The sequence below is a fragment of the Arthrobacter sp. TE26545 genome (assembly GCF_056279005.1).
Map to the genome: position 1 here is coordinate 765,759 of NZ_JBWBQM010000001.1, position 18,486 is coordinate 784,244.

Genomic DNA, 18,486 nt, shown 5'->3' on the forward strand with positions numbered 1-18,486 from the left:
GACAGATCCACAGTGAGGCACGCCCCAGAATGAAATTCACCAAGCAGCCCGCGCCCATCGCGGACATCGATGAAGCACAACTCGAGGTCCACAAGCCCAAGAAGGAAGCCGCCGGCGTCAAGGCCGTCATGGTTGCGCTGGACCGCGCCGTGGCCCAGGCCGGGGTGACCCGTTCGGTGCAGTCCCTGCTGAGGCTTAACCAGAAAGGCGGCTTCGACTGCCCGGGCTGCGCCTGGCCGGAAACGGACGGCAAGCGCAAGGCTGCCGAGTTCTGCGAGAACGGTGCCAAAGCCGTTGCGGAAGAGGCCACGCTGCGGACTGTCGGGGCCGAATTCTGGGCCCGGCACTCCATCGCGGAGCTGTCGCAGAAGACCGAATACTGGCTGGGCAACCAGGGCAGGCTCGCCGAACCGGTGGTGATCCGCCCCGGCGAGACGCACTACTCGCCGATCTCCTGGGCGGACGCTTTCGAACTGATCGGGGAGCACGTCCGGGCCAGCACGCCGGACCGTTGCGTGTTCTACACCTCCGGGCGGACGGCGAACGAGACGGCGTTCATGTACCAGCTGTACGCCCGTTCCCTCGGCACCAACAACCTGCCGGACTGCTCCAACATGTGCCACGAATCCTCTGGCTCGGCGCTGAACCCCACCATCGGCATCGGCAAGGGCACGGTATCCCTGGAGGACCTCCACGAGGCCGAGCTGATCTTTGTGGTCGGCCAGAACCCGGGCACCAACCACCCCCGCATGCTGGGCGCCTTGCAGGAATGCAAGGAGAACGGCGGCAAGGTGGTGGCCGTGAATCCGCTGCCCGAGGCAGGCCTGTTCAACTTCAAGGATCCGCAGACTTTTGCGGGCGTGGTGGGCAACGGCACCCCCATTGCCGATGAGTTCCTGCAGATCAAGGTGGGTGGGGACCTCGCGCTGTTCCAGGCCCTGGGCCACCTGCTCCTGGAAGAGGAAAAGCGGAACCCGGGCACTGTGGTGGACCGCGCCTTCGTGGACGCCCAGACGGATGGCTTTGAAGCCTATGCCGAGGCGCGTTCGGTTTTGGACTGGGCAGAGACGGAGAAAGCCACCGGCCTGTCCCGCGAGCAGATCGAGACCGTGGCCGGGATGCTGATCCGCTCCAAGGCGTCCATTTTCTGCTGGGCCCTGGGCGTCACCCAACAGCCGCATTCGGTGGACACCATCAAGGAAATGGTCAACGTCCTGCTGCTGCAGGGCAACTTCGGCAAGCCCGGTGCCGGTGCCTGCCCTGTGCGCGGACATTCCAATGTGCAGGGCGACCGCACCATGGGCATCTGGGAAAAGCCGGCCGAGCCGCTCCTGGAAGCGCTGGACCGCGAATTCGGGATCGTTTCCCCGCGGGAGCACGGCCATGATGCCGTGGAAACCCAGCACGCCCTGGAAAACGGCGACGTGGACGTGTTTGTTGCCATGGGCGGCAACTTCGCCGCGGCGGGCTCGGACACCGAAGCGCTGGAAGCGGGCATGCAGCGTGCCGGCCTTACGGTCCACATCTCCACCAAGCCCAACCGTTCACACATTGTGCACGGCAAGACCTCCTTGATCCTGCCCACCCTGGGACGCACGGACCGCGACGACAAGCATGCCAAGGGCATCCAGTTCCTTTCCGTGGAGAACTCCATGTCCGTAGTGCACTCCACACAGGGCAGGCTCCAGCCGGTGTCCGAGCACCTCTTGGCCGAACCCGTGATCATCGCCCGCATGGCCGAGGCCACCTTCGGCCCGGAGCAACCCCGTGGACTGGCGGGCCATGGCCGAGGACTATGACGTCATCCGGGACCACATCTCCCGCGTCCTTCCGGGCTTCGAGGATTTCAACACCCGGGTGCGGAACAAGGCCGGCTTCGTGCTGCCAAACCCACCCCGGGACACGCGTTCCTTCAAGACCGACATTGGCCGTGGCCGCTTCACGGTGAGCCCCCTGGAATACCTCACTCCGCCGGCCGGCCACCTGGTGCTGCAGACCCTCCGCAGCCATGACCAGTACAACACCACGTTCTACGGCCTGGACGACCGCTACAGGGGTATCTCAGACGGCCGCCGGGTTATCCTGATCCACCCGAAGGACCTGGCAGCACAGGGCTTCCAGGACCGGGATCTGGTGGACGTCATCAGTGTTTTCCAGGGTTCGGAACGCCGCGCGGACAAGTTCCGCCTAGTGGCCTATCCCACCGCCGAAGGCTGCGCGGCCGCGTACTTCCCGGAGGCCAACGCGCTGGTGCACAAGGAAAACGTGGCCCGCGTGTCCAATACCCCAGGCTTCAAGGCGATGTTCGTGCGGTTCGTGCCGCACGTGGAAGCGGCCGAGTAGCCGGCTCCTTCCGGGGCCATGCACGACTTCCGGACCAAGCACGACGGCGACATTCCGCAGCAGCGGAGTGTCGCCGTCGTTCGTTAACTGACCGCCCTTAGCGCCTGAGACGCAGCACGGCGGCGTTCGCAGCGACGATCACCAGGATTCCCGCCCATTGCAGCAGATCCAGGGACTGGCCCAGGGCAAGGAACCCGATCAGGGCCGCGAACACCGGATTCACGCTCATCAGGATGCCGAACAGCCCGGCGGGCACATGGCGCAGGGCCAGCAGGTCGGCGATGTACGGAACCGCGGAGGCCAGGACCCCGGCGCTGACCGCGCACACGATGACGAACCAGTCCACGGGGCGGCTCAGCAGGATGACGACGGCCACCGGCAGGAATGCCGTGGCGGAGACGGCCATGGCTGCGGCAGTGCCCTCGATGCCCGGGATGCGTTGCCCGATGGTGCGGTTCAACAGGATGTATGAGGCCCAGCTCGCAGCTCCCACCAGGCCCATGGCGATACCGAGGTAATCCGTGGACGGGCCTGGTTGCGTGATGGCCACGACGCCGGCCGTCGCCGCGAGGGCGCAGGAGGCTCCGGCCTTGCTGCGGGCACCGAAGAGGGCGATCGACAGCGGCCCCAGGAATTCCAAGGTGACGGCCAGGCCCAGGCCGATGCGTTCGATGGCCGAATACAGGCCGAGGTTCATGGTGCCGAAGACCACCGCGAGCAGGAGCACCGGCCAAAGCTGCTGCCGGGTGAAGCTCCTGAACCTGGGCCGGGCGATCGGCAAGAGCACCGCGGCCGCGATCAATTGCCGCACCGCGACAACGCCGAGCGGACCGATGGCCGGGAACGCCAGGGACCCACTCGCCGCGCCCAGTTGGTTCGACAAAGAACTGGCCATCAGCGTGGCCACGCCGCGTGCGGTGCTCCTGCCTTTATTCATGCCAAAAGTCTCGGGCCTCGGGCGGCATCCACATAATGCACGGGTCGGCGTATTCATGCGTCTATCGCATGAATAGAATCGCCTCATGGACATCGAATTCCGGCAGCTGCGGTGCTTCGTGGCGGTGGTGGACGAAGGTACCTTCACGGATGCCGGGATCAGCCTGGGGATCTCGCAGACCGCCGTTTCCCGTAACCTCGCCGCGCTCGAGGAACACCTTGGCGTGCGGCTCATCCACCGCACCACCCGGAGCGTCTCCCTGACGGAGGCGGGGGAGCGCGCCCTGGCGCACGCGCGGCGGGCGCTTGCCGCCGTCGTCGGGCTGGAAGGGGCAGCACAGGGCGGCGGGCGCCTGAGGCTCGGCTACGCGTGGTCGGCCCTCGGCAGCCACACGCTGGAGCTGCAGCGCCGCTGGGCGGCCGGATACCCGGACACCGAACTTGAGCTGGTCATGGACAACAGCCCGACGGCGGGGCTGCTTGAGGGGACGAGCGACGTCGCGATCCTGCGGCGGGCGCCGTCGCTTGGGAAGACGGCGGCGCGGAACGTGGAGCTGCGGCGGATCGGGAGCGAGAAACGCTTCTGCGCCATGGCCGCGGACGATCCCCTCGCCCGCCGGCGAAGCGTGGGCCTGGCCCAGATCGCGGACAGGCCACTGGCCATTGACGTGCGGACCGGGAGCACCACGCTGGAGCTCTGGCCGGCGGAGTCCCGGCCCGCGAAGACCGTGGAAATCCACAGCGTGGACGACTGGCTGACGCTGATCAGCAGCGGCAAGGCCCGCGGCGTGACGGCGGAGGCCACGGCGCACCAGTACCGGCGCCGCGGCCTCGTGTACCGTCCGGTGCGGGACGCCCCGCCGATGCCGGTCCATGCCGCGTGGGTGAAAGGTGAGCTCACTGCTGCGGGGCGGAGGCTCGTGGGGTTGCTGGAGGAGCTGTACGGCGCTGGGGCGCAGGGCGTGACGCGATAGGTTACAGCGGGAGATCATCGCGGATCCTTGTGAGACACGAGCCATAAGGGGACGGAATAAAGGTCACCGCAATGGCTCCGGCCCAGCTCAGCTTCTTCCAAGGGCTCGGCTTTTCACAGCCGGCAACGACCCTGGCCCTGGTGGGCCCCGTGCCGGGGCGCGAGCCGGCCACGACCGACTGACTTTTGATACAAGAATGACCCGAGCAAACGTTGGTTACCCCCTGAAATTTGAGGGGGTAACCAACGTTTGCTCCGGTGGAAATCCCCGGGGCCCCGGCCGCCCCAGCAGAGCCCTTACAGCGTCGCCGTGTCGATCACGAAGCGGTAGCGCACGTCCGAGGCGAGGACGCGCTCGTAGGCTTCGTTGATCTTCTCCGCCGGAATGACCTCGATCTCGGCCCCGATGCCATGTTCGGCGCAGAAGTCGAGCATTTCCTGGGTCTCGCGGATGCCGCCGATGTTGGAGCCGGCCAGGGACTTGCCGCCGACGATCAGGCTGAAGATCTGCAGGTCCAGTGGTTCGCCCGGAGCGCCGACGCACACCAGCGCACCGTGCGGCTTGACCAGGCCCAGGTAGGCGTCCAGGGAGATGGCGGCGCTGACGGTGTTGATGATGATGTCGAAGCTGCCGGCCAGCTCTTCGAAGGTGTTCTCGTCGCTCGTGGCGTAGTAGTGGTCCGCACCCAGGCGCAGGCCGTCCTCCTGCTTCTTGAGCGACTGGGACAGCACGGTGACCTCGGCACCCATGGCGTGGGCGAGCTTAACCGCCATGTGGCCCAGGCCGCCCAGGCCGATCACGGCGACCTTCTTGCCCGGGCCGGCGCCCCAGCGCCGCAGCGGGGAGTAGGTGGTGATGCCGGCGCAGAGCAACGGCGCGGCGACGTCGAGGTCCAGGCGTTCGGGAATCCGGACGGCGAAGGCCTCGTCCACCGCCACGTGGCTGGAGTAGCCGCCCTGGGTGACGGTGCCGTCGCGGTCGGTGGCGGCGTAGGTGCCCACGTTGCCGTTCAGGCAGTCCTGCTCCTGGCCGGCCAGGCACTGTTCGCATTCGCGGCAGGAGTTGACCATGCAGCCGACGCCGACGCGGTCGCCCACCTTGTGGCGGGTCACCTCGCTGCCGATTTCGGAAACGACGCCGGCAATTTCGTGGCCGGGCGTGAGCGGGTAGGAGACGGGGCCCCAGTCGCCGCGGACGGTGTGGATGTCGGAGTGGCAGATTCCGGCGAACTTGATGTCGATCAGGATGTCGTGCGGACCGAGCGCGCGGCGCTCGACGGTGGTGGGGACAAGGGGTTCCGTAGCGGATGTAGCAGCGTAGGCCTTGGCAATAGTCATGTTTAAAACACTAGGGGGTACAGACGGGGCCGAGGGAGGCCCTGTCTGTACCCCCTAGAACGGGAATAATCAGCCGCGGATGCGTTCCATGGCCGGATCGTACAGCGGTTCTGCGGTCACCGTCGCCGGGATGCGCTCGCCGAAGTACTCGATTTCCACGGCATCCCCGACGCCGAGGGCGGCCGGCAGCCAGGCGTAGGCGATCGGTTTGTGGATGGAGAAGCCGTACGCGGCGCTGGTGACGTACCCCGCGGCATCCCCGGCCACGTACACAGGTTCCTTGCCCAGGACCACCGAGGTGCCGTCGTCGATGGTCAGGCAGCGCAGCACCTTGCTGGCCGGCTCTTCCTTGCGGACGGCCAGTGCCTCGGCGCCTACGAAGCCCGTCTTGTCCTTGGCCACGGAGAAGCCCAGGCCGGACTGGTAGGGATCGTGCTCGGTGTTCATGTCCGTGCCCCAGAGGCGGTAGCCCTTCTCCAGACGCATGCTGTTGAACGCGCCGCGGCCGGCGGCGACGATGCCGTGCTCCTGGCCCGCCTCGAAGAGCAGGTCCCAGAGCTTCAGCCCGTACTCGGCGGTGGTGTAGAGCTCCCAGCCGAGTTCGCCCACGTAGGAGAGCCGCATGGCGGTGACCGGGATGCCGCCCACGGAGATTTCCTTGGTACGGAAGTACTTCAGGCCGTCGTTGCTGAGGTCATCGTCGCTGACCTTGCCGATGACCTCACGGGCCAGCGGGCCCCACAGGCCGATGCAGCAGGTGCTGCCGGTGATGTCGCTGACGTGCGCCCACTGGGACGGATCTGCGGCCGACTGCTTGCGTGCTTCCACGCGCAGGTAGTCGAAGTCCACGTTGCTGTTGACGCCCAGCTGGAATTTCTCCTGCTCAAGGCGGGCCACCGTCACGTCACTGCGGATGCCGCCGTCGTGCTCCAGCAGGAGGCAGTAGGTGACCGCGCCGGGCTTCTTGGTGATGTTTCCGGTGCTGAGGCGGTGCAGCAGCGCCTCGGCGCCGGGACCCACAACCTCCAGCCGCTTGAGCGGGGTCATGTCATAGAGCCCGACGGCGGTACGCGTCCGCCATGCCTCGGCGGCGGAAATGGGGGAGTGGAACATGGCGGCCCAGGAGTCGCGCTCCGGCGCCTGCCATTCGGCGGGCAGTTCCTCGAGCAGGCCGCGGTTGGCTTCGAACCAGTGCGGGCGCTCCCAGCCGGCGGACTCCAGGAAGAAGGCACCCAGCTCCTTCTGGCGGACGTTGAAGGGGCTCACGCGCAGGTCACGCGGGGACTCCTTGGGCTGCAGCGGGTGCAGGACGTCGTAGATCTCCACGAAGTTCTGCTGCGAGGTTTCGCTGACGTACGCATCCGAGGTCTGGACCTTTTCGAAACGGGTCAGTTCGGTGCCGTGCAGGTCGGTGCGGGAGCGGCCTTCGACCAGGAGCTCGGCCACGGCCTTGGCCACACCGGAGGAGTGCGTCACCCACACTGCCTCGGCCACCCAGAAGCCGGACAGGTCCGGGTGCTCGCCGATCAGCGGGCCGCCGTCCGGGGTGAAGGAGAAGATGCCGTTGAAGCCGTCCTCGATTGCGGCGCTGCGCAACGGGGGAAGCAGTTCCTGGCTGTCCTCCCAGGCCGGCAGGAAGTCTTCCAGCGTGAAGTCCAGGCGGGAAGGCATGTGGTGGTCCGACATCTCCTCGGCGGAGACCTTCGGCAGCTCGGACATGTCCACCGGCATGGGACGGTGCGCGTAGCTGCCGATGCCGATGCGGTTGCCCCATTCGCGGTAGTACAGGTCCTTGTCCTGGTAGCGCAGGATCGGCTTGCTGGCGCCCTTGGGGAGCTCGTTGACGCCCTCAAGCTCGGCAAGGGGAGTGGTGACGACGTACTGGTGGGCCAGCGGCAGCAGGGGCACTTCCAAGCCCACCAGCTTGCCGAGCTCACGGCCCCAGAAACCGGCGCAGGAGACCACGATGTCAGCCGGGATCAGGCCGTTGTCGGTTTCGACGCCGGTCACCTTGCCGCCCTCCTGGGCGATGCCCGTGACGGTGGTGGACCCGAGGAAGGTCACGCCGCGGTCACTGGAGCGCTCGATGAGCAGCTGCACGGCGCGGGCCGCCAGGGCCAGGCCGTCGGTGGGGATGAGCAGGCCGCCGAGGACCTCGCGGCCGCCGGTGAGCTTGCCGGTGTTCAGGAGGGGGTAGATCTTCTCACACTCATCGGCGTCGATGATCCGGCTTTCGACGCCCCAGGAGGTCATCACACCCATCTTGCGCTTGAGGTCGGCGAAGCGCTCGGGGGTGGTGGCCAGCTCCAGGCCGCCCACCTGGTTGAAGCAGGACTGGCCGTCCTTGCTCAGGGAGAGCAGCTTGTTCACCGTGTACGTGGCGAACTCGGTCATGGTCCGGGACCCGTTGTTCTGGAACACCAGGCCCGGCGCGTGCGAGGTGGAGCCGCCGGCAAGTTCCAGCGGACCCTGCTCGACGACGGTGACGTTGGTCCAGCCCCGGCTGGATAGTTCATCCGCGATGTTGGTGCCGACAATGCCGGCGCCGATGATGACGACGCGTGGTGATGCGCTCATGAGTGCTGTTTCTCCTGTTTACTTGGCGTTCGCGTTAGCGGAAGACGACGGTGCGGGTGTTGTTGAGCAGGACCCGGTGCTGGCAGTGCCATTTCACTGCCCGGGACAGTGCCTGGGATTCGGCGTCCCTGCCGACGGTGACCAGGGCGTTCGGGTCCAGGCTGTGGTCCACCCGGAACACTTCCTGTTCGATGATCGGGCCCTCGTCCAGGTCTGCGGTGACGTAGTGGGCGGTGGCTCCGATGAGCTTCACGCCGCGGTCGTAGGCCTGGTGGTAGGGCTTGGCGCCCTTGAACCCTGGCAGGAAGGAATGGTGGATGTTGATGGCGCGGCCGCGGAGGGTCTCACTGAGGTCGTCCGAAAGGACCTGCATGTAGCGGGCCAGGACCACCAGGTCGGCCTGGTACTCCTCGACCAGTTCCAGCAGGCGCGCTTCGGCCTGCGGCTTGGTGTCCGCGGTGACCGGGACGTGGATGAACGGCAGGCCCGCGGCTTCCGCCATGGGGCGCAGGTCCTCGTGGTTGGAAACCACGACGGCGATCTCCGCACCCAGGCTGCCGGCGCGCCACCGGAAGATGAGGTCGTTGAGGCAGTGGCCGAACTTCGAGACCATCACCAGCAGGCGCTGGGGGCGGCCGTCGTGGATGGCGAACTCCATGTCGAACTCATCGGCCACGGCTGCGAACTCGGCGCTGAGGCCCTCGGCGGAGACGTCGCTGTCTCCCGGAGTGAAGGCCGTGCGCAGGTAGAGCTTGCCGCTCATGTGGTCATCGAACTGCTGGTGTTCAACGATGTCGAAGCCCCGGTCAGCGAGGAAGCCGGTGATGGCCCGGACGATTCCGGGGCGTTCCGGGCACGCAAGGGTAAGGACGTACTGTGCGGTGCCGGTGCCACGGACACTTGCGGCGGCGCCAGCTTCTGCCGTCGCGCCACTGGTGGGACGGCCTTCGAGGACTGTGGTCATGGTCTACTCCTGGTTCTTTGTGAGGGCTTAGTTGTCAGCAGGGGAAGCCGCGCAGCGGCCGTCGTCCGTGCAGCGCTGATCGCATTGATGCTTGGTAACGAGATCGAACTGGACGCCGCCGTGCTGGTCCACGCCGCTGCGGATGGCGCGTTCCACCACCGAGTCGGCCAGCCGGCGTCGGAGGGAGAGCGGATCCCGGCGTAGGTCCTTGGTCAGTGCGAAGCAGAGGAGGAGCATGACGAGGACGAAGGGCAGGGCTGCAACGATGGTGACCCGTTGCAGGCCGGACAAGGCTTCGGAGGGTTCGTCACCGCCCGCCAGCAGCATGACCGCGGCCACGGCGCCGGTGAGCGTGCCCCAGAAGATCACTACTCCTCGCCGGGGTTCCTCGGCACCGTTGGAGCTGAGCGAGCCCATGACAATCGAGGCAGCGTCGGCACCGGTGATGAAGAAGATCGCCACCAGGATCATGGCCAGTACGATCACCGCTGAGATGGCCCAGCCGGGCATCTGCAGGTTCTTGACCAGATCGAAGAGTGCACCGTCGAAGTTGATGGTGGAGACGCCGTCGACCATCTTTGCGATGCCGTCCGACGGGTTTGCCGTCTTGTCGGCGATCTGCTGGATGTTGAAGGCGGTTCCGCCGAAGATGCCGAACCAGATGACGGACACGATGCTCGGCACCAGGAGCACCCCGGTGACGAACTGGCGGATGGTGCGGCCGCGGCTGATCCGGGCGATGAACAGGCCAACGAAGGGCGTCCAGGAAATCCACCAGGCCCAGTAGAAGATGGTCCAGCCGGACATCCACTTGCGCAGTGCCTCATCGCCCACGGCTTCGGTGCGAGATGACATGGTGGCGAGGTCGCGGATGTAGTCGCCCACGGCGGAGGGGATCAGGTTCAGGATGAACAGGGTGGGGCCGGCCACGAACACCACGAGTGCCAGGACCACAGCGAGGACCATGTTGATGTTGGAGAGCCACTGGATTCCGCGGCTGATGCCGGAAACGGCCGAGGCCACGAAACAGAAGGTCAGAATGGCCACGATCACCACCAGGACGGGGGTGCCGATCTCACCGGCCCAGCCGTTGGAGGTGATGCCGCTGCCGATCTGCAGGGCGCCCAGGCCCAGGGACGCGGCGGTTCCGAAGAGCGTGGCGAAGATGGCCAGGATGTTGATGAACTTGCCGACTGGGCCTTCAACGGCGCGCACGCCGAAGATCGAGGTAAACGCCACGGAAATGAGCTGGCGCCGGCCTAGCCGGTAGGTGCCGTAGGCCATGGCGATGCCGACCACGGCGTACATTGCCCAGGGGTGCAGCGTCCAGTGGAAGATCGAGGTGGCCATGGCCGTCTGGATCGCTTCGGGAGTGTGCCCGTCCACCGTTCCCGGCGGGGGCGAGATGAAGTGGTAGAGGGGTTCCGCCACGCCGTAGAACATGAGGCCGATGCCCATGCCGGCGGCGAACATCATGGAGATCCAGGAGACGGTGCGGTATTCGGGCTTCTCACCGTCCTTGCCCAGCGGGATGTTGCCGAACTTCCCAAGAGCCAGCCAGAGAATGAACACGACGAAGAGCGATGCCAGCACCATGAAGAGCCAGCCGGTGTATTCCATAACCCAGTCCAGGACACTCTGCGAGGTCGTGGCCAGGCTGTCCCGGCCGAGGAACCCCCACAGCACGAAGGCAAGGGCGATCACGCCCGTGATGCCGAACGTCCACTTGTCCAGGACGAGCTTCCGGTTGCGGCGGGCACTGACTGCCTGCTCGGTCCTGGACTGGCGCAGTTCCTGCAGGATCTGCCGGTTGAGCTCGCTGTCGCTGTCGCTGTCCTGCTCCGGTTCGTGCTCGTTCTGCATTGTCGTGGCTGCTTCGTCTAGTTCAGGGCCTTGCTCTATCTCGCCTACTTGGTCTATCTCGCCATTCAAGGTCATGGGGGGAATCCTTTGCCTGTGCTCAGATGAGGGTTTGGAAGTGGCCGTTCACAGTCCGGCCGGGCGGGAGGTTGGGGGCACCGTGGGGGGCGGTGCCCCTGATTACGCCGTCGATCATCGGCGGGGCCGTATTGAGTCGCAGAGCTTCCTCTGGGGCCGGTTGGCTTAGCGGGCACGCCCTGTGCATGGTGGACCTCTTTTGCATTCGAGATGGGGAAGAACGAGGCGTGCGGGCCGTACAGTTTGTTCCGCAGTGATCAACAGACTTCGCTATATGCAACAGCGTGGCGGAGCTCACAGGGCTTGTCAAGACCTTTTCGCTCTGTTTCCTCCGCATTCTTGGCCCCGGCGCACAGCCCTGCTTCGGGAATCACGCTTTCCGCATAGCAATTGTTGTTGCGCATTACGCGGTTTGGTCATGATCCGAAGAGGTTTAGGGTGATCTGCAGCCACGCTTCTCCGCAGGCGTGTGAGCACGCGTGGGAAGCCGTTGAACAGGGTCCAGAGATGGCTGACTATCGGGGCAGCTTGGACGGCACGGCGGAAATCCGCGCTGCCGGCACGGCGCAACGGTCCCCATTGCTGCCCCGATCGTGTCGGGCAGCTCGACGGGCTCTGAGATGTGTCCCGTTGTGCGGGCGGGTGGTTCCTTCGTCAAAGACGACGCGGCCGGTGCCCCACCCGGCATGGCACGGGGTGGTGCACCGACCGCTCTGGTCTGGCTTTAAGGAAGACTTCCTACCTCGAACTAGTTGCTGAGGTAGCCGTTCGGGTTCAGGACGTACTTCGTGGCGGCTCCGGCGTCGAATTCCGCGTACCCCCGCGGGGCGTCCTCGAGCGGAATGGCCTTGGCGTTGACGGCCTTGGAGATCTGGATCTTGTCATGCAGGATCGCCATCATCAGCTGCCGGTTGTACTTCATCACCGGGCATTGGCCGGTCGTGAAGGAGAGGGACTTCGCCCAGCCGGTGCCCAACGACAGGGAAAGGCTGCCCTTCTTGGCCGCCTCGTCCGCAGCGCCCGGATCCCCCGTGACATAAAGGCCGGGAATACCCACGGATCCGCCGGCAGCAGTGAGGTCCATCAGGGAATTGAGCACGGTGGCTGGCGCCTCCTGGCCCCCGGCACCGTGTCCGCGGGCCTCGAAACCGACCGCGTCGATACCGGCATCAACCTCGGGGACGCCGAGGAGCTGCTCGATCTGGTCAGCCGGGTTGCCGTTGGCAACATTGACGGTTTCGCAGCCAAAGGAGCGGGCCTGGGCCAGACGATCCTCATTGAGGTCGCCCACGATGACCACCGCCGCCCCCAGCAGTTGGGCGCTGGCCGCTGCGGCAAGCCCCACGGGGCCTGCCCCGGCAACATAGACGGTGGACCCGACGCCGACACCTGCCGTGACGGCCCCGTGGAATCCGGTCGGGAGGATGTCCGAGAGCATGGTCAGGTCCATGATCTTTTCCAGGGCCTGGTCCCGATCGGGGAACCGCAACAGATTCCAGTCCGCGTAGGGGACCAGGACGTATTCCGCCTGCCCGCCTACCCATCCGCCCATGTCGACATAGCCGTAGGCGGACCCGGGACGGTCCGGATTCACGTTCAGGCAGATCCCTGTCTTGCCCTCCTTGCAGTTCCGACAGCGCCCGCAGGAGATGTTGAAGGGCACCGAGACGATGTCCCCGACCTTGATGAACTCGACGTCGGGCCCGGTCTCGATGACCTCGCCGGTGATCTCGTGCCCCAGAACGAGGCCGGCCGGCGCAGTCGTGCGGCCGCGAACCATGTGCTGGTCCGAGCCGCAGATGTTCGTGCTGACGGTGCGCAGGATGACCCCGTGCGGGACCTTCCGGCCCACATTGATGGGATTGACGCCGGGGCCGGCCTGCAGTTCAAAAGTGGGATACGGGGTATCGATGATTTCCACGACCCCCGGTGCCTTGTAAGCAACGGCTTTGTTACCTGACATTGAATGGCTCTTTCCGTGAAGTGAATTGACTCAATTGGTACGTGCAGCGCACATCGCCGTGGAGCATGCGATGGCGTTCAGGCCGGTCAGGCGTCGATCACCAGGTCCGTCTGCGCAGTGGAGCAGCAGGGCAGGAACTTGCCCGCAGAGATTTCCCGTGCCCGGATCCCTCCTTGGTGGTTCATCTCGACCTCCCCGGATAGCTTGACGACCTTGCAGGATCCGCACATGCCTTCCTTGCAGTTCGCGCCGATCCTGACGCCCGCACGCTGGGCCACCTCAAGGATGTGCTCGGCGGGGTCGATCCGGACGTTGATGCCGGTGCGCATGAAGGACATGGTGAGGCTGCCTGTGCCCACCGTGTCAAAGCTCGAGGCATCGGGGGTGACGGCCTCAGGCTCCGCACCGCCGTCGGAGGCTTCGGAAGCGGGTGCCCCGGGGTCGACGGGTTCCAGCGGCAGCCCCGAGGCCTGCAGGGTTCCGTCGGCGTCGTAGCCGGGCTCGTAGAGTCCGAACGCGGCGGGCTGGCCTTCGAAGTACTCCTCGGCGGATTCGGCGATTTCCTCCGCGATTTCTTCAGCGATGTTTTCGGCCAGGGCGAGCTCCGCCTGGTACTCAAGGAGCGTCTGGCGGTCACCCGAGAAGAACTCCATGTAGATGGAGGTGTCGTCGACGCCGACCTCCTTGAGGAGCTCGGTGGCGCCGTTCAGGTACCCCTCGGGGCCGCAGGCGTAGACCTGGCGGCCGTTGGCATCCGGGGCCACCTCGTTGAGCATGGTCGCCGACAGCCTTCCGCTGAGCCCCTCCCAGTCCTCGGGCCGGCCGCGGTCGCCCAGAGAGTAGAAGACCCTGAAGCGTGAATCCACGGAAGCGATGTAGGCCAGTTCCCTGTCGAAGGCGAAGCCCCCGGCGTCCGAGCCGTGGTAGAGCACCACGACATCTGCCAGTCCCGGCAGGGAGTGGATGGTCCGCACCATCGACATGATGGGGGTGATGCCCGCGCCGGCAGCGAGCAGGAGGTACCGTGCCCGGCGGTCGGCGTCGGGCAGGTGGAATGCCCCCACCGGTCCGAGCATCTCAAGCACGGTGCCGGGCTTGACGTTTTCGTGGACCCACGGCGAGACCAGACCCGTGGCGTCGCGCTTGACGCTGATGCTGAAGGTCCACGGCTGCGTCGGCGAACTGGACAGCGAGTAGCTGCGGTCCACCGGTTCCTGGTCCTCGCCGTTCAGCGGGAAGGCGACGTTCACGTACTGGCCCGCGCGGAACGCCAGGGGCGCACCGTCGCAGCGGCGGAACACGAAGGTCATGATGCCGCCGGCCTCGGGAACGGTCTCGACGCATTCGGCCATGAACTCCTGGGGGTGCCAGGGGCCCAAGGCGTGGGCGGCGCGGGCGGGCACCTCGGTGCCGCCCATCACCCTGTTCCACGGCATCTCAAGACCGCGGATGCGCTGTGGTTCCAGGATTGCCGTTTCGGGGAGGAGCTCAATCATGCCAAGTGCTCCTGCACACGCTGCACGTACCAGTTGATGAATGCTTCGACCTGGTATTCGCTCTTCATGTACGGGCCGGGCTCGTAGGCAGGGCTGCCGGCACCCTGCTGGCACAGCTCCACGAACGCCTTGTCCTGGATGTTGGTCTGCTTCCAGACGTGGGTGAGCTTGTCCAGGTCGTAATCGACGCCTTCCACGGCGTCGTCGGCCACCAGCCAGGTGGTGCGTACCAGGCTCTGGTGTTCGTTGATGGGGAAAACGCCGAAGGTGATGACGTGGTCGCCCATGAAGTGGAACCAGCTGTTGGGCTGCAGGTGCATCGAGCAGCGGCCAAGGCGGAAGTCGGGCAGGTCGCCGAGCAGCTTCTTGGAGAGCCTGCGCCCGTCGGCGGAGAAGGATTCACCCTCGCCGTCGAGTGCTTCACGGGAAATGCGGATACCGGCGACACGGGTGTCGAGCTCCTCGACCACTTCGTAGGGGAGACCGTAGCGGCGGCAACGCTCCTCGAGCGAAGACTGTGCTTCCTTGTTGCGGTCCCACACCTCCTCGAGGTGGGTGGGGATGAGGCCCTCGGTCAGGCCCCAGGTGGGGAAGAGGGAGCAGGCAAGTTCCGGGTGTCCGTCGCAGTGGTAGCACTCACGGTTGTTCTCCATGACGAGCTTCCAGTTGCCCTCTTCGATGATGTTCTGCTGGTAGGCGATCTTGGTCTTCGCCAGTTCGTGGGGTGCGAGGTAAGGCTCGAAGATCTTGGAGGTCTCGTCGAAGTCGGTCGGCGGTTCGTTCGCAACGCAGACGAAGATGAGGCCTGCGACTTCGCGGCCGTGGGCGCGCTTGAGGCCGAAGCAGCTCTTGTCGAACTTGGTTTCACCCGGTGCGGAGGCGTGGATCAGGTTGCCCTCGGGGGAGTAGGTCCAGGAGTGGTAGCCGCAGACCAGGTTTCCGGTTGACCCGGTGCTTTCGGTCAGGACGCGGGCACCGCGGTGGCGGCACACGTTGTGCAGGACGTTCACACCGCCTTCGTCATTGCGCAGCACGATCAGGGAGTAGGGGCCGTAGTCGACGGTGACGTAGTCCCCCGGCTCAGGCAGTTCAGCGGTGCTGGCTGCGAAGACCCAGTGCTGGCCGAAAATGGCTTCCATGTCGAGGCTGAAGACCGTGGGATCGGTGTAGAAGGGGGCATCGAGGGAGTAGCCGGTGCGCCGGAACTCAAACAACGCGGTGATTTCTGCCAGCTGCTCGGCGGGCAATGTTGAAGCGAGCTTTCCGCGTGAATTCAGGGGCACGTTCACTGAAGCAGTCATGGGTTTCCTCCCGGGAGGCATGGGTAAGTGGGTGTTGCGTGTCGACCACGGGCGTGTGGGGTGCAGGCGGCGTGATCGAAGACCTTGTAGTGATGAGATTAGGGTCACTTGAGCTGCAACAAAAGCGCAAGATTTTGAAGATAACCATGCACAATAGATGCATGATTGATGCGAGGCTCATCACGCTTCGGGTTTTTGCCCGCTGCGGCACCATAGGCGCAACGGCGGAACTCACGGGCTATTCACCTTCAGCTGTCTCCGCACAATTGCGGGAGCTCCAGCGCGTGCTTGGAATGCAGCTGCTGACGAAGGACGGCCGGGGTGTGCGGCTGACCGCCACGGGCCGCTTCCTTGTGGCTGGTTCGGATCCCCTCATTGCCCAATGGGAGAGCCTGCGCGCCGCAGCCATGGAGGCCGGCGACCAGGTGCAGCCCCACTTTGGCCTCGGCGGATTCTCCACTGCAGCCGCCCAGTTGCTCGCGCCTCTGGCCGCCACCCTGCGTTCAACCCGCCCCCTGCTGGAGGTGCAGGTTCTTGAGGCCGATCCGGCCCGTTGTTTCGACTTGTTGATTGCGGAGCGAATCGACCTTGCGGTCATTGTCGCCATGCAGTCCGAGGCTTATGGTGAAGACGATCCACGCTTCGAGCAGACAGTTCTGCTTGACGATCCGCTGGACGTGATCATTCCTGCTGACCATCCGATGGCCTCGCGGGAAACAGTGACGCTTGAAGAGCTGGCATCGGAACCCTGGATCACGGAGGCCGCTGGTTCCACCTACCATGCCCTCTTCACCGCGGCCTTCACGGCAGTGGGGGTGACGCCGCGGATTGTCCATGAGGCCGTTGAATGGGAAACCCTCATCGCGTTCGTGGGTGCGGGGCTGGGTGTCGGCCTGCTGCCGAGGCTGGCGCCCCTGCGCGGTGCCGAGAACGTGGTTCGGCTACGCATCACCGGCAAGGGGAAGCCCGCGCGCCGCATTGTCGCGGCGGTCCGTAGGGGCAGCATCGCCTCGCCCCTGATCCAGGAGTCGCTCGGCATCCTGCAGGACAACGCCGATCGGATCCTCACCGCCCGACTTGAAGAGGAGGATCACTGACGCTGCCGGCGGATCAGCGGCGGGCGTAGCCCATCCGCGCGCTGATCCTCAGCCCGGCTTCTTTCAGCCCGTCCAGGAGTCCCGGCTCCGTCTCCGGATCGAAGCGGAAGGCGGGCCCGGAGATACTGACGGCCCCGATGACGACGCCAACGTGGTTGTAGACCGGCACCGACATCGAGGTGAGCCCGATCTCGAATTCCTCCCTTACGACTCCATAACCCTGGCGGGCGACGTCAAGCAACTCGGTTTCGAGGGTTTTCCTGTCCGTGATGGTGCGCGGCGTGCGGGCCGGCAGTCCGGTTTCCTTCAGGATCCGTGCACGCTCGTCCGCGTCCAGCCCCGCGAGCAGGACCTTGCCGCTGCTGGTCGCGTGCAACGGCGTCAGGCTGCCCACCCAGTCGTAGGTGGCAAGGGTGGAAGGGCCCATGGCCTGGTCCACGTTCACGGCAAAATTGGAACGGAGCACCGCCAGGTTAACGGTTTCCTTGAACTCTTCGGCCAGGGCTTCGAGCACCGGGCGTGCTTCCCGCACCAGGCTGAGCCGGCCGGGGATGGAACTGGCCAGGCGCAGGATGCCGAACCCCAGCTGGTACTTTCCGCGCTCACTGTTCTGGTGGACCATGTCGCGGCTGACCAAGGAACCGAGCAGGCGGGACACAGTGGATTTGTGAATGCCCATTTCCTCGGCGATTTCACTCACTCCGGCGTGGCCGTCCCTGGCCAGGATCTCCAGTACAGCCAGCGCCCTGTCAACGGACTGGACACCGCCATGCTGGCCGGCGTCTGCCTCAACATCCGGTTCGGCGTCAACGTTCGAAACCATGCTCCATCTTTCAGGTAGTTTCTGTGGCCAGCGATCGCCACAGGGTTTTGTAGGGCCCTTTCGCTTAATTCAACTTAGCCGATCCTTAGCAGGAACGTGTGATGCAGGTGACATTGAGACGCAGGTGACATTGAGTTAACCCGCCTGACACAAATCAAGCCGCATCAGGACTCGTGGGAACCCGCTGATCACCGACTCCGTGTCGGCGGCTTTGCGGAAACCCTCATCTTCGAAAAGCTTCCGGGTGCCGACATACGCCATGGTGAGGTCCACATGCTGGCCACCGTTGTCCACCGGATAGCCTTCAAGGATGGGTGCGCCGTTGCTGCGCGCGAAATCCACGGCACCTGCGAGCAGCCGGTGCGAGATGCCTTTGCCGCGGTGCCCGGGCCGCACCCGGATGCACCACACCGACCACACCGGCAGCTCGTCAAGCAGCGGGATCTTCCGGCTCCGGACAAAGCTGGTGTCCGCCCTCGGATGGACGGCCGCCCACCCGACCGGCTCGTCGCCGTCGTACGCCAGGATCCCGGGTGGAGGGTCCTCTGACAGCAGTTCCTTGACGAACTCGCCGCGCTGGAGGCCCTGCAGGGCCAGGTTCTGTTTCGCGGGGATCCGGTAGCTGAGGCACCAACACACATTCGCATCCGCCCGCTGTCTTGGTCCCAAGAGCGTGCGGACGTCCCCGAACTGCCTTGCGGGGCGGATTTCGATGGCCATGTCGCTGCTGTCCTCTC

Annotated in this window: 12 protein-coding genes and 1 pseudogene; 3 read left to right on the forward strand and 10 right to left on the reverse strand. The window is 65.5% G+C overall.

From position 1 onward, the window contains the following. The first annotated feature begins 29 nt into the window (after positions 1–29). Positions 30–2,343, forward strand: a pseudogene (locus ACZ9CK_RS03440) (FdhF/YdeP family oxidoreductase). A gap of 97 nt (positions 2,344–2,440) precedes the next feature. Here ACZ9CK_RS03440 and ACZ9CK_RS03445 read toward each other — a convergent pair. Beyond that, positions 2,441–3,280, reverse strand: coding sequence for an EamA family transporter (locus ACZ9CK_RS03445; RefSeq protein ID WP_476049248.1), 840 nt, complete (start codon positions 3,278–3,280; stop codon positions 2,441–2,443). A gap of 85 nt (positions 3,281–3,365) precedes the next feature. Here ACZ9CK_RS03445 and ACZ9CK_RS03450 point away from each other — a divergent pair, with 85 nt between their 5' ends. After that, positions 3,366–4,253, forward strand: coding sequence for a LysR family transcriptional regulator (locus tag ACZ9CK_RS03450; protein WP_476049249.1), 888 nt, complete (start codon positions 3,366–3,368; stop codon positions 4,251–4,253). Between the two features lie 296 nt (positions 4,254–4,549). On the opposite strand, the gene ACZ9CK_RS03455 is transcribed toward ACZ9CK_RS03450, so the two are convergent. The 7 genes from ACZ9CK_RS03455 to ACZ9CK_RS03485 all read right to left on the reverse strand — a co-directional run bounded on the left by ACZ9CK_RS03455 (position 4,550) and on the right by ACZ9CK_RS03485 (position 15,829). Continuing rightward, positions 4,550–5,590, reverse strand: a complete 1,041-nt coding sequence (locus tag ACZ9CK_RS03455; RefSeq protein ID WP_476049250.1) for an NAD(P)-dependent alcohol dehydrogenase — start codon at positions 5,588–5,590, stop codon at positions 4,550–4,552. A gap of 69 nt (positions 5,591–5,659) precedes the next feature. After that, positions 5,660–8,167 (reverse strand): GcvT family protein, encoded by a 2,508-nt coding sequence (locus tag ACZ9CK_RS03460; RefSeq protein ID WP_476049251.1) that lies wholly within the window; start codon positions 8,165–8,167, stop codon positions 5,660–5,662. Between the two features lie 34 nt (positions 8,168–8,201). Then, positions 8,202–9,131 carry a formyltetrahydrofolate deformylase gene (purU, locus tag ACZ9CK_RS03465; RefSeq protein WP_426302369.1) on the reverse strand — a complete coding sequence of 310 codons (930 nt, stop codon included), beginning with the start codon at positions 9,129–9,131 and terminating at the stop codon, positions 8,202–8,204. Positions 9,132–9,158: 27 nt separating this feature from the next. After that, positions 9,159–10,994 (reverse strand): BCCT family transporter, encoded by a 1,836-nt coding sequence (locus tag ACZ9CK_RS03470; protein ID WP_426303383.1) that lies wholly within the window; start codon positions 10,992–10,994, stop codon positions 9,159–9,161. 823 nt (positions 10,995–11,817) lie between these two features. Continuing rightward, positions 11,818–13,032, reverse strand: coding sequence for a formaldehyde dehydrogenase, glutathione-independent (gene fdhA, locus ACZ9CK_RS03475; RefSeq protein ID WP_476049252.1), 1,215 nt, complete (start codon positions 13,030–13,032; stop codon positions 11,818–11,820). A gap of 86 nt (positions 13,033–13,118) precedes the next feature. Further along, on the reverse strand, positions 13,119–14,528 hold the full coding sequence (locus tag ACZ9CK_RS03480; RefSeq protein ID WP_426302371.1) for a ferredoxin reductase: 1,410 nt from the start codon (positions 14,526–14,528) through the stop codon (positions 13,119–13,121). Continuing rightward, entirely contained in the window at positions 14,525–15,829 is a 1,305-nt protein-coding gene (locus ACZ9CK_RS03485; protein ID WP_476049253.1) for an aromatic ring-hydroxylating oxygenase subunit alpha, read from the reverse strand. The genes ACZ9CK_RS03480 and ACZ9CK_RS03485 overlap by 4 nt, the downstream gene beginning before the upstream one ends. Positions 15,830–15,990: 161 nt before the next feature. Here ACZ9CK_RS03485 and ACZ9CK_RS03490 point away from each other — a divergent pair, with 161 nt between their 5' ends. Further along, a complete protein-coding gene (locus ACZ9CK_RS03490; RefSeq protein ID WP_426303384.1) occupies positions 15,991–16,926 on the forward strand; it encodes a LysR family transcriptional regulator in 936 nt (311 codons plus the stop codon). 13 nt (positions 16,927–16,939) lie between these two features. On the opposite strand, the gene ACZ9CK_RS03495 is transcribed toward ACZ9CK_RS03490, so the two are convergent. Both ACZ9CK_RS03495 and ACZ9CK_RS03500 read right to left on the reverse strand, forming a co-directional pair. After that, entirely contained in the window at positions 16,940–17,749 is an 810-nt protein-coding gene (locus ACZ9CK_RS03495) for an IclR family transcriptional regulator (RefSeq protein WP_426302373.1), read from the reverse strand. 135 nt (positions 17,750–17,884) lie between these two features. Then, complete coding sequence (locus ACZ9CK_RS03500; RefSeq protein WP_476049254.1) at positions 17,885–18,469, reverse strand: N-acetyltransferase family protein; 585 nt, start codon at positions 18,467–18,469, stop codon at positions 17,885–17,887. Positions 18,470–18,486 lie beyond the last annotated feature (17 nt).